General features: G+C 31.4%; 11 protein-coding genes. 2 read left to right on the forward strand and 9 right to left on the reverse strand.

Features of this window, described 5'->3' with window-relative positions; genetic code table 11:
* Positions 1-11: 11 nt before the first annotated feature.
* Complete coding sequence (locus GQS58_RS05155) at positions 12-1,319, reverse strand: cytochrome c3 family protein (protein WP_166383561.1); 1,308 nt, start codon at positions 1,317-1,319, stop codon at positions 12-14.
* Positions 1,320-1,513: 194 nt separating this feature from the next.
* Here GQS58_RS05155 and GQS58_RS05160 point away from each other — a divergent pair, with 194 nt between their 5' ends.
* The gene (locus tag GQS58_RS05160; RefSeq protein ID WP_166383563.1) at positions 1,514-1,882 is read left to right on the forward strand and encodes an SPOR domain-containing protein; all 369 of its coding nucleotides are present in this window, start codon (positions 1,514-1,516) and stop codon (positions 1,880-1,882) included.
* 191 nt (positions 1,883-2,073) lie between these two features.
* Here GQS58_RS05160 and GQS58_RS05165 read toward each other — a convergent pair whose 3' ends face one another.
* The 4 genes from GQS58_RS05165 to GQS58_RS05185 all read right to left on the reverse strand — a co-directional run bounded on the left by GQS58_RS05165 (position 2,074) and on the right by GQS58_RS05185 (position 6,055).
* Complete coding sequence (locus GQS58_RS05165; RefSeq protein ID WP_166383565.1) at positions 2,074-2,643, reverse strand: DUF2911 domain-containing protein; 570 nt, start codon at positions 2,641-2,643, stop codon at positions 2,074-2,076.
* A gap of 338 nt (positions 2,644-2,981) precedes the next feature.
* Positions 2,982-5,093 (reverse strand): ferrous iron transport protein B, encoded by a 2,112-nt coding sequence (gene feoB / locus GQS58_RS05175; protein ID WP_166383567.1) that lies wholly within the window; start codon positions 5,091-5,093, stop codon positions 2,982-2,984.
* Entirely contained in the window at positions 5,093-5,323 is a 231-nt protein-coding gene (locus tag GQS58_RS05180) for a ferrous iron transport protein A (RefSeq protein WP_166383569.1), read from the reverse strand. Before GQS58_RS05180 ends, feoB begins: the two co-directional genes overlap by 1 nt.
* 51 nt (positions 5,324-5,374) lie before the next feature.
* Positions 5,375-6,055: an SCO family protein gene (locus GQS58_RS05185; RefSeq protein WP_166383571.1), complete on the reverse strand. Its 681-nt coding sequence runs from the start codon at positions 6,053-6,055 to the stop codon at positions 5,375-5,377.
* A 171-nt stretch (positions 6,056-6,226) separates the two neighbouring features.
* Here GQS58_RS05185 and rseP point away from each other — a divergent pair, with 171 nt between their 5' ends.
* Positions 6,227-7,573: an RIP metalloprotease RseP gene (gene rseP, locus GQS58_RS05190; protein WP_166383573.1), complete on the forward strand. Its 1,347-nt coding sequence runs from the start codon at positions 6,227-6,229 to the stop codon at positions 7,571-7,573.
* Between the two features lie 431 nt (positions 7,574-8,004).
* Here the strand turns inward: rseP and GQS58_RS05195 are convergent, their stop codons facing one another.
* The 4 genes from GQS58_RS05195 to bioB form a co-directional block, all read right to left on the reverse strand.
* Positions 8,005-8,160: a hypothetical protein gene (locus tag GQS58_RS05195; RefSeq protein ID WP_166383575.1), complete on the reverse strand. Its 156-nt coding sequence runs from the start codon at positions 8,158-8,160 to the stop codon at positions 8,005-8,007.
* Positions 8,161-8,341: 181 nt separating this feature from the next.
* Positions 8,342-9,745 (reverse strand): flotillin family protein, encoded by a 1,404-nt coding sequence (locus GQS58_RS05200; RefSeq protein ID WP_166383577.1) that lies wholly within the window; start codon positions 9,743-9,745, stop codon positions 8,342-8,344.
* 21 nt (positions 9,746-9,766) lie between these two features.
* Positions 9,767-10,339, reverse strand: coding sequence for a hypothetical protein (locus GQS58_RS05205; RefSeq protein WP_166383579.1), 573 nt, complete (start codon positions 10,337-10,339; stop codon positions 9,767-9,769).
* A 392-nt stretch (positions 10,340-10,731) separates the two neighbouring features.
* Positions 10,732-11,829: a biotin synthase BioB gene (gene bioB, locus GQS58_RS05210; RefSeq protein ID WP_166383581.1), complete on the reverse strand. Its 1,098-nt coding sequence runs from the start codon at positions 11,827-11,829 to the stop codon at positions 10,732-10,734.
* Positions 11,830-11,841 lie beyond the last annotated feature (12 nt).

An 11,841-nucleotide genomic window follows, 5' to 3' on the forward strand; every position in this document is an offset into this window, starting at 1 on the left:
ATTCTTTTTTATTAGTAGTGACATTTACCACACTCTTTACCACCCAACTGTGAAATGGTAACTTGATCTACATTGTATTTCTTTGCCAAATCTTCATGAATTTTCTTGTAATAATCATTACCTTTTAAATCCACTTTAGTTTCTTTATGACAATTTATACACCAACCCATTGTTAATGGAGAGTACTGATACAGTTCATCCATTTCCTCTACAGGTCCGTGACATTTTTGACAATCGATACCAGCAACCGTTACGTGTTGTGAGTGATTATAATAAACGAAATCTGGTAAATTATGAACTCTCACCCATTTAATCGGAGCCGTTTCACCTGTATACTCTAAGTTATCTGCATCCCAACCTGCTGCCGTGTATACTTTTGCAATTTCAAGATCTAACTCTTCTTTTCCAAGAACAACTCCATCTTCTAATTCTACAACAGTATCATCTGCAACTTCAGAAATATTTTTATGACAATTCATACAAACATTAACAGAAGGTATACCAGATGTTTTACTATGTTTTGCTGATGAGTGACAATATTGACAATCTATCTTATTATCTCCAGCATGTATTTTGTGTGAAAACGCAATTGGTTGAATTGGCTGATACCCTTCATCTACCCCTACTTGAAATAAGAATCCGAATAGGACATAAATACCAATCAATACTAAAAATATTGTAGTTAATACTTTTAAGAATGTGTTTTTCATTATACCTGCCCAAAGCTCATGTAAATCTCTTTTAAGATTAGAGTCTTCTCCAGGAGCAGAATCGCCTTTTAACTCACTTACCTGTTTTAACAAGCTTGCAATCATTAAAAAAGCAACAATAATAGCACCAGAAAGCACATATATTAACCAACCCGGAGCATCTGCAGAAGAAACATTTGCAGAAGCATCACCTGCCGCTACTTCTCCTACTTTTTTAAGCTCACCTACTGTAGTATAATATAAAATATCATCTACATTTTGATCTGTTAATTGAGGGAAAGCAGACATTGCTGCCCCATTGTACTCGTCAAAAATTGCATTAGCATCTGAATCTCCAGTTGCTCTAAATTCTGCATTATTTTTAATCCAAGCATGCAACCAATCATTCTCTCTTCTCTCCTCAACACCACTTAAAGCTGGTCCAATTAATTTCTTATCTAACTTGTGACAAGAAGCACATAACGATTTAAATAATTTTTTCCCTTCTTTTTGTCGTGCCTCATCAATATCTTGTGAATAAGCAGATACACTGAATGCAAAAATTAGGAGAAAAGTAATACTTTTAAGAAGTAATGTGGCTAGTCTATTGTGCAGTTCTACACTTTTCATATTTAAACTTTGATTAAAAATATCTAATATAAAATGACAAAAGTCATTTTTTTTCGTTTGACAAAAGTAATACTTCTTCCTAAGGTTTGAAAAGCTAAAAGAATCTAAAACTTAATTTATAATTATTCTAAATAAGAGTTAAATCTAATTTATTACTAAACTAGTCGTTATTTTTGTACAAAATTAAATTAAGCATGAAAAGTAAATTAACAGTACTCTCGTTTTTGTTTGTTTTACTAACAACAAGTTACAATTCTTTCTCACAAAACAAGACTAATGAATCTACAGAAATAAAAGATATTGTTTCTAAAAAAAGAAGTTTCAATAGCACTTATGGCTTTGGTTACAGAATTCAACTCTATAACGGTAATGAGCAAAAAGCAAGACAATTTATGGCTCGTTTTAAAGTAGAGTTCCCCGGAATTTTCTCTAAACTAGTTTATTATGCTCCGGAATGGAAAGTGCAAGTGGGTAATTACAAAACCAAGTTAGAAGCAGATAAAGATTTAATAAAGTTTCAAGATAAGTTCTCTGGAATTATTGTGATTCCGATGGGTAAATAAATTACCTAAAGAATTAAAACAACCATACAAGTAATTAAAAAAGCTTCATTTTTTTGCTTTCTGAATAGAAAACATAAAAATGAAGCTTTTTAGTACCGTATATTTAAGTGCGTTTTTTTTAACTAAAACACTACATAATTAGATAAATAACCAAATTGTGTTATAAGCTTGATAAAAAATCAACAAAAAAATTATTCTTTTAAGTCAACTTCTTCTTGCAAAGAAACCGAAACTATTGTATTTCCCCAGCCTAAATGCATGGTAACTAAATCATCCTCTTCTTCATTAAAAACTATTGAAAAAGCTTCTATAGATTTTTTTGCTTCAGAAACTTTACCAGAAACTCTAATAACGTCATCTTTTTTATCATAGGTATAATGACCCCAAACATTTCTAACATTACTAAGAATCAGCGTCCATTCTTTATCACCAGGTATAGAAAACAAAGTATATGTACCCGCTTTTACACTTTCTCCTCCAAATAAAACATCCTTAAAAAAAGTAATCTCAGAAGCTTCATTAGCACCGGTTCTCCAAACACCTTTATCTGAAACCTCTGCCAAAGAAGACAATGCTCTTCCTTTTAGTTGTGGTCTTCCGTAAATAACTCTTACTAACTTATCTGAGTTCCTCCAATCACTTGGATACGAAGCAACATCAAGAGGGCTCACATCTAATCTTGGAAATTTTTGGGCAAAAATATCTGTTGATGAAATAATTGAGAGTGCAAAAACAGCAAATAATAGAATTGTCTTTTTCATTTTTATAATTTAGGACGTGATATAAAGATCCGTCATCAAAAATAAAAAACCTTCTTGCGTTATTTTACTAATTTTGTGTTAAACATATTTAAGATTCAAAAAAATATTTACAAGATTAAAAAAGCAACAGATTGCTCTTTTTAATCTTGTTTTATCCTATTTTTCGCATGTTAAAACCCCTTAAATAACTAAAAAAAGTGAACTACAGATTTATGAGAAAACGAATTAACACCCACAACCAGCGCTACATCCTTTCTTTTTCTTAGAAGGGAAAACGTATTTTCTCAATAAAAAAGCAACGGCTAGAACAACTAATATATATGCTATAATTTCTTGCATTAACTTAAAATTTGATAGGTTATAAATGAAGCAACATACGCCAATAAGCCCATTCCAAACAATTGGATTAATGGCCATTTCCAAGTCTTCGTTTCACGTTTTACAATAGCCAAAGTAGCCATACACTGCATTGCAAAGGCATAAAAAATCATTAAAGACATCCCAACAGGAAAATTAAATCTTCTTTCTCCAGTATCTGGGTTTATCTCCGACCTCATCTTTTCTTTAATAGTAGATGTATTTTCATCATCTGCTTCTACACTATAAATGGTTGCTAACGTACCTACAAACACTTCTCGTGCGGCAAAAGATGTAATTAAAGCAATTCCTATTTTCCAATCATACCCTAAAGGTCTTATGGCTGGTTCTATTGTTTTTCCTAAAATACCAATATAAGAATTCTCTAGTTTTGCAGATGCTACTTTTTGTTGTAATTCTTGATCTGTTAAGTTCTGATTTGCACTGTTTTCAATCGTGTTTTTCTCTGCATTCTCATAAGAAGTCGGTCCGTTTGATGCTAAAAACCACAACACGATAGACAAAGCTAAAATGATTTTTCCAGCTTCTAAAACAAATGATTTTGTTTTTTCAATCACTTCAAAAAATACATTTTTAACAGATGGTAATTTATAATTTGGCATTTCTACCACAAAAAACGACTTCGTTTTTATCTTTAAAGTTCTATGTAAAATATAGGCAGCAATAACAGCTGTTACAAACCCCAACCCGTACAACAATAACAAAACCAGGCCTTGTAAATTTAAAAAACCTAAAATTTTTGTATCAGGAATAATCAAAGAAATTAAAATTGCATATATAGGTAAACGTGCAGAACAAGTTGTAAAAGGCACCACCAAAATGGTAATTAAACGCTCTTTCCAACTAGCAATTGTTCTAGTTGCCATAATTGCAGGTATTGCACATGCTGTACCCGAAATTAACGGAATTACACTTTTACCATTCATACCAAAACGTCGCATAATTTTGTCCATTAAAAATACTACACGACTCATATAACCCGTTTCTTCTAAAACAGAGATAAATAAAAATAGAATGGCAATTTGTGGAATAAATATAATGACACCTCCAATTCCTGGTATTATCCCTTCCGTTAACAGGTCTGTTAGCACTCCATTTGGCAGATTACTTTTTGCAAAATCTGCAATTTGAGCAAAGCTAACATCTATAAAATCCATAGGTACTGAAGCCCAATCGAAAACAGATTGAAAGATAATTAACAATAAAAAAACAAAGAAAAAGTACCCAAAAAACTTATGTGTAAAAACTCTATCTAACCTACCACGAAGGTCTTTTGCTTTGGTTTTATCAACTATATATGTTTTTTTAAGTATTTTATTTATTTCTTGATAACGATAAATAGTTTCTTTATGTTGATATTTCTTCAACTTAGAAACATCTTTTTTAAAGCTAAGTAATTTTTGTTTTTCTTCTGATGAAATTGTGTCTGGATAATTATTCTGAGTTACCATCAACCATAATTCATACAAAGAATAATTAGGGCTAATTTCTTTTAACTTATCAAAATAATCTGGATCAATCTGATGATTAATGCCACATAAAGGAGATGCTTTTGCAGCAACATGACAACGAATAATTGCTGCTTTTACGTCATTTATACCTTCATTTTTTCTGGCACTTATTAAAATTACTTCTGTATTTAATTCTTTTTTTAGTAAAGATAAATCAATAGTAATTCCTTTTCTGTTCATTTGGTCAACCATATTGATTGCCAAAACTGTTGGAATTTCTAAATCTTTAATTTGAGAAAAAAGCAGTAAGTTTCTTTTTAAATTCTCTACATCTGCAACCACTAAGATAACATCTGGAGATTCTTTAATATCTTTTTTTAATAAAGTTTTTAAAACAATACTCTCATCTAAAGAAGTAGGGTTTATACTATATGTACCTGGTAAATCTGTAATAATTGCATTCTGAGTAGCAGAAAGTTTACTAACCCCATTTTTTTTATCAACAGTAATTCCAGGGTAATTTCCAACTTTTTGGTTTAAACCAGTAAGTTGGTTAAATAGTGATGTTTTTCCGGTATTAGGGTTCCCTATTAAAGCAACCTTTATATCATTTTTAGACATTATAACTGTGCTTTAAGTATTCGAATTTTAGAAGCTGTTTCTATTCTTATTGCCAAATGACTTCCGTTTACGCAAATATATAGAGGGTCTTTTAAGGGCGCTATTTGAACTAACTGAACCTCAGCTCCAGGCAAACAGCCCATTTCTAATAATTTTAAAGGAATAAAATCTAAAGACTCTTCAGAAATATACCCTATCTCTCCCTTACGTAATGTAGCTATTGTGCTCAATGAATTTTATTTGGAAGGCAAATATAATCATTTAGAATGATTCTAAACAAGTTATTCAGATGCATATTCTTCTTTTAACAAAACAATATCATTTTTAAGTTTCTCCATATCCTCTTTCTCCGTCCCATCATAATAGCCACGAATACGTCTGACTTTATCAACTAAAACAAATTGCTCTGTGTGTATAAAATCACTTTCATCACCATTTCCTTCATCTAAAACTGCAAAATAACTTTTTCTAGCCAACTCATAAATATGTTTTTTAGGCCCCGTAGTTACATTCCATTTTCCATCAATAACACCTTTTCTGTCTGCATATTCTCTTAGAACAGAAACACTATCTATAACCGGAGTAACGGAGTGAGACAAAAACATAATATCATTGTCTTCTTTATAATACTCTTGCAACTCACCCATATTATACGCCATGGCAATACAAATTGTTTGGCAACGAGTAAAAAAGAAATCTGCTATGTAAATTTTATCTTTATAATCATTGTTCGTAATCGTTTCTCCATTTTGATTGATGAGTTTAAAATCTGCAACGGTATGGTTGTTTTGAATGTGCACCATGCTATCATCTACCAACCTCGGGTTTACATCAATAGGGTTATAAATTTTAAGGTGTTTATCTACCTTTAATAAATGATAATAAACGGTAAGTGAAATTGCAGAAAAAACCGCAAAAAAGATAAGTAAAGGAAGAGACTTTTTAAAGATTTTAAACTCCATAAGATAGTTTTGTAACAACAAATTTACGACTTAATAAAACCTTAGAAAAAAAAACAAAAGGGAATAGTATACAAAATCTTTGTTAAATTAAAAAGGTACCTCAATTTGTTCTTTTGCAACTATCTTTAAAAACGTACATTTGCGACTATTTTAATTATGATTTAACGCTGAATGGAAATATTAATAAAAGCATCGCAATTTATTTTAAGTTTATCTTTATTAATTGTATTGCACGAGCTAGGGCACTTTATCCCTGCAAAACTCTTTAAAACTAGAGTAGAAAAATTCTACTTATTCTTTGATTATAAATTTTCAATTTTCAAGAAAAAAATTGGTGATACTGTATACGGTATTGGTTGGATTCCTTTAGGTGGATATGTAAAAATATCTGGTATGATAGATGAAAGCATGGATACTGAACAAATGGCATTGCCGCCACAACCTTGGGAATTCCGTTCTAAACCCGCGTGGCAACGTTTAATAATTATGCTAGGTGGTGTTTTTGTAAACTTTGTGTTAGGTATTTTTATCTACATTATGTTAATGTATTCTTACGGAGAAACATTTTTACCAAATGAAAATGTAAAAGACGGAGTTTGGGTACAAGATTCTTTGGCTATGAATTTAGGCTTAAAAACTGGAGATAAAGTTTTAACTATTGATGGAGAGAAAATTAAAAAATTTAATGAATTAACGTTAGGGTTTGTAAACGGTAATAATTTTCAGATTGAAAGAGAAGGACAAGTTATTGATAAAGTAATTCCAGAAGATTTTATCTCTCAATTAGTAGACAGAGGTAAAGATGCTGGAGTAATTTTACTACCAAGATATCCTTTTGTTATTGGTGCTGTTTCTGCAGATTCACCGAATGTAAATTCTAATTTAAAACCAAATGATATTGTTGTTTCTATTAATGGAAATGCAATAAAATATTTTGATGAAGCAAAGTCTCCTTTAGATAGGTTTAAAAATCAAGATATAAAAGTTACTGTAAAAAGAGGAATCGAAACAAAAGATATCCCTGTTAAAGTTACTAATGAAGGAAAACTAGGTGTTAGTTTAGGTCAATTACCTGCTAAAGATTTAGAAAGGTTAGGTTATTACAAATTAGCAAACATAGAATACTCTTTTGCAGAAGCAATTCCTGCAGGATGGAACAAATCTGTAAAAACACTTACAGACTATATTAAACAATTAAAGAAGATCTTTAACCCAAGCACTGGTGCTTATAAAGGTTTAGGTGGTTTTATTTCTATTGGAAGTATTTTCCCTTCTGAGTTTAGCGCAGAATCATTCTGGAACATTACAGCATTCTTATCTATTATGTTAGGGTTTATGAACCTTTTACCAATACCTGCTTTAGATGGTGGACATGTTGTTTTTACCCTTTGGGAAATGATTACTGGTAAAAAACCAGGAGATAAATTTTTAGAATACGCACAAGTAACTGGTTTTATTCTTTTAATAGCTTTATTACTTTTTGCAAACGGAAATGATATTTTTAGATTGTTTAACTAAACAAAATATAAGCTATTAAAAAGCCTCACTTTTATAAAGTGAGGCTTTTTTTATACCCAAAAAGAACGGTTGATAAAAGAAAACCATGTGTACTGAGTATTACACTTATCGCAAGCATACGCTTTAGTACCTGGTATCAATTTAACCAATATACCCCTCTTCATTCTATGGTTAGATTTAGATTTACATCTCGGACAAGCTTTCATAATTGACGCTGTTTGGTTTACACCTGAAATTTAGCAAGTTAAAACAAGCTAATTCTATTCTAAATTACCTGATTTATATAGTAAAAATTAGGTTGCAAAAAAAGACTAATTACAAAGAAATTTTTTGTCAATCTAAATTCATGCAAATATTGTATTTCAGTAAACAGGTATATAGAAACAAGTTCGGCATAGAAAGATTTATTACTTTTTAGACAAACTCTTTTTCTATACTTTAAAAGTACAATTGATAAAAGAAAACCATGCGTACTCCGTATTACACTTATCACAAGCATAACCTCTTGTTCCTGGAATCATCTTTACAATTCCTTTTCTTCTCATTCTGTGTCTAGATTCAGATTTACATTTCGGACAAGATTTCATAAGCTAGGGGATATTTATTTTAAGCAGCAATGTACTAAATACAAGCAATGTATTTACCCCGTATTAATACCTATTTAATAGCCTTCTAACTCAAACTTACAATCACAAACTATTCATCAAAAAAAAGCCATCATTTAAAAATTAAATGATGGCTTACATTAAAACTTGTATTTTTAATAGATTAGTTATCTTTAGTATCAACAACCTCTACAGGTAACTCTGCAGGAATATCTTTTCCTTTTAAATAACTTGGCAACTCCATACCTGCCATGTTAAACATTTCTTGCAATGGCGGTACCGCTTTATACATTCCCGAAATAAAGTTAGAAGTTGATGTTTTTCCATCTGCTCCTCCTCCGTTTTCCCAAACAGTAACTTTATCAATTTTAATGTTTTTAATAGCTTCGGCTTGTATTTTTACTAATTCCGGTAATTTATCAGCAATTAATAATAAGGCTGCATTTTGAGAATCGTTTCCGGCAGCTTTTACTATTTGATCTAAACCTTGTGCTTGTTTTGTTAAAACCTCATACAAACCTTGTGCTTCTGCTTGTGCTTTAAATAAAATTGCATCAGCTTCTCCTCTTGCAATTCTTCTAATATTTTCTGCCTTTGCTTCAGCATCTATTTCTACTTTACGTTTGTCTATTTCTGCAGGTACAATAATATCTGCTAATTGAGAAGAACGTTCTCTTTCTGCTCTTGCAACCTCTGCTTCTTGCTCTGCTGCATACGATTCTTTTAACGCATTTGCTGTTTGTACTTTTTCTGATGCAATTGCTGTACGTTCTGCTTCTGCCTCTCTTTGTCTTCTTAAAGAGTCTGAATTTGCGACATTAATTTTTGCTGTATTTTCCCCAGCTACTGCTTGTGCATTTGCTGCAGCAACTTGTGTTCTTTCGTCTTGTACTGCGTTTGCTTCTCCAATAGAACCATCTCTATTTTTTTCTGCAACCGATTTTCTTGCCGCGTTAATTGCGTGCGCTGCTGCTTCTTTTCCTAAAGCTTCTATATAACCAGATTCATCAACAATATCTGTAATATTTACGTTGATTAATTTTAAACCTACTTTCTTTAATTCTGTTTCTACAGATTGAGAAATATTGGTTAAAAACTTATCACGATCATTGTTAATTTCTTCAATATCCATCGATGCAACGACCAAACGTAACTGACCAAATATAATTTCTTGTGCTAAATCTTGAATGCTGTCTTGGTCTAAACCTAACAATCTTTCTGCAGCATTTTGCATGATTCCTGGTTCTGTAGAAACTCCAATTGTAAATCTTGAAGGAACATTTACACGAATATTTTGTTTAGAAAGTGCGTTTACCAAGTTTACTTCGATAGAAATTGGTGTTAAATCTAAAAATTCATAATCTTGAATTACAGGCCAAATAAAAGCGGCTCCACCATGAATACATTTCGCAGATTCTCCTCCACCAACTTTTCCATAAACCACTAAAATTCTATCCGACGGACATCTTTTATATCGTTTTATCATTGCAATTAGCAAGATAAAAACAAAGAGAATTGCAATTCCGATTCCTATTAATCCGGCATATTGACTGGCTTGTAATATCATAAAGTTTAGCATAGCTTTTTTTTAATTTTGAGGTTCTATAATTAATAATCCGTTGTTAGTTACTTCTATTACTTTAATAATTTTTCCTTGTTTTAAATCTTCATTATGGTCTGTTAAAGCTTCTAATTCTCTTAAAGCTCCCTGAATTTTAATTTGAATTTTACCTGTTTTAGATCTATTTGCACCTACAGTTAAATAGACTTCGCCAATAGCGTTTAAAGCATTTTTCATTTTTAAAGTTCCGCTAGAGGTTAATTTACTAATGTAATAAAACAATGCTGCCATTACAAACATCATTACCAACCCACAAAACACAGAAATAATTACAGTAACCACTTTAGCGTTTCCTGCATCTATACTTGCAATACCGCTCCAACCAAAAATGGCAAAAAAAGCGACTAAGTTCTTCAACGTAAAAAATTGAAATCCTGCACCCGTATCTGCATCAATTTCTGCATCTACATCGCCAATATCATCTGTTTCAGCACCAATTACTGTGGTGATTAAAACCAACAAAAACATAAAGGTAGAAATTCCTGTAATTACCCAATAGGTCTTTTGAAAAGAAGTTAATTCTTGAAACCATTCCATCATAGTAGTTTGTTTTAGAAGAGATTAAAGATAAATGTTTTTGACTGAATAAAGAGGTTTATTCCATCAATATAAAGCACCACAATACCATTTGAATGTCATCAATTTTTAAGAGCGCTCTTTTTAAATTGACTTTAAACTTTAATAAACACTTTTTAATTCTAGAAATAATAAAATTAAAGTGAGTTGTATAATTAAGCTTCTCTTATAAGTAGTTAAAGAATCTATTTTGTTACATTTTTTTAAAAAAAATTAATAAAAAAAAAGGCCTTGATATAGCAAATCAAGACCTTTTCAAATTATATAGGCAAAAAATAGCTGCTATAGCACCTAAATTAAACATACAATTTCCCTTTTTCAAATACTTTAAATCAATTAAAAGAAGAGTACTACTTTTAACCTTTTATAATTTTACCTTTTTGTTTGGCTGCTTCATTTCTGTCAATTTTATGGTTTGGTCTCGTCCATTTTGGTTTTTCTTCTAAAGATTGATATTTAGAATCTGCTGCTGCAACTGTTTCTGGTTGAACTTTTTTAGTAAATGGTTTTTGAGGGTTTAAACCTAATAATTTAAACATCTTCATATCTTCATTTACATCTGGGTTTGGAGTTGTTAATAATTTATCTCCAGCAAAAATAGAATTTGCCCCAGCAAAGAAACACATTGCTTGCCCTTCTCTACTCATTTGAGTTCTACCTGCAGATAAACGAACCTGTGTTTCTGGTAAAACAATTCTAGTGGTAGCAACCATTCTAATCATGTCCCAAATTTCCACGGGTTTTTCATCTTCTAAAGGCGTTCCTTCAACCGCTACTAAAGCATTAATTGGTGTAGATTCTGGCTGCGGATTTAAAGTAGACAAGGCAACTAACATACCTGCTCTATCTGCTGCAGATTCTCCCATACCAATAATTCCGCCAGAACAAACTGTAACATTTGTTTTACGCACATTACTTATAGTATCTAATCTATCTTGGTAACCTCTTGTAGAAATTACTTCTTTATAATATTCTTCTGATGAATCTAAATTATGATTATATGCATACAAACCAGCTTCTGCCAATCTTTTAGCCTGATTTTCGGTTACCATACCCAAGGTACAACAAACCTCCATATCTAACTTATTTACGGTTCTAACCATATCTAAAACTTGGTCAAACTCTGGCCCATCTTTTACGTTTCTCCATGCAGCTCCCATACAAACACGAGAACTTCCGCTTTCTTTTGCTCTTAATGCTTGTGCCTTTACTTGGTTTACAGTCATTAAATCATTACCCTCTACATTGGTATGATATCTTGCTGCTTGTGGGCAATAGCCACAATCTTCTGAACAACCACCTGTTTTTATTGATAATAAAGTAGATACCTGCACCACATTAGGATCATGTTGTTCTCTATGAACTGTTGCTGCGTTGTACAACAACTCCATTAATGGTTTATTATAAATTTCTAGAACCTCTTCTTTTGTCCAATTATGTCTTACTTCGCTCATCTCTATTTTTTT

It is taken from the genome of Polaribacter sp. 11A2H (assembly GCF_011379025.1).
GTDB lineage: Bacteria > Bacteroidota > Bacteroidia > Flavobacteriales > Flavobacteriaceae > Polaribacter.

What these genes read in the sequence shown, in the direction of transcription:
- GQS58_RS05155 (WP_166383561.1), bottom strand. Translation starts at nt 1,319, where the DNA reads ATGAAAAGTGTAGAACTGCACAATAGACTAGCCACATTACTTCTTAAA.
- GQS58_RS05160 (WP_166383563.1), top strand. Translation starts at nt 1,514, where the DNA reads ATGAAAAGTAAATTAACAGTACTCTCGTTTTTGTTTGTTTTACTAACA.
- GQS58_RS05165 (WP_166383565.1), bottom strand. Translation starts at nt 2,643, where the DNA reads ATGAAAAAGACAATTCTATTATTTGCTGTTTTTGCACTCTCAATTATT.
- feoB (WP_166383567.1), bottom strand. Translation starts at nt 5,093, where the DNA reads ATGTCTAAAAATGATATAAAGGTTGCTTTAATAGGGAACCCTAATACC.
- GQS58_RS05185 (WP_166383571.1), bottom strand. Translation starts at nt 6,055, where the DNA reads ATGGAGTTTAAAATCTTTAAAAAGTCTCTTCCTTTACTTATCTTTTTT.
- rseP (WP_166383573.1), top strand. Translation starts at nt 6,227, where the DNA reads ATGGAAATATTAATAAAAGCATCGCAATTTATTTTAAGTTTATCTTTA.
- GQS58_RS05195 (WP_166383575.1), bottom strand. Translation starts at nt 8,160, where the DNA reads ATGAAATCTTGTCCGAAATGTAAATCTGAATCTAGACACAGAATGAGA.
- GQS58_RS05200 (WP_166383577.1), bottom strand. Translation starts at nt 9,745, where the DNA reads ATGATATTACAAGCCAGTCAATATGCCGGATTAATAGGAATCGGAATT.
- GQS58_RS05205 (WP_166383579.1), bottom strand. Translation starts at nt 10,339, where the DNA reads ATGATGGAATGGTTTCAAGAATTAACTTCTTTTCAAAAGACCTATTGG.
- bioB (WP_166383581.1), bottom strand. Translation starts at nt 11,829, where the DNA reads ATGAGCGAAGTAAGACATAATTGGACAAAAGAAGAGGTTCTAGAAATT.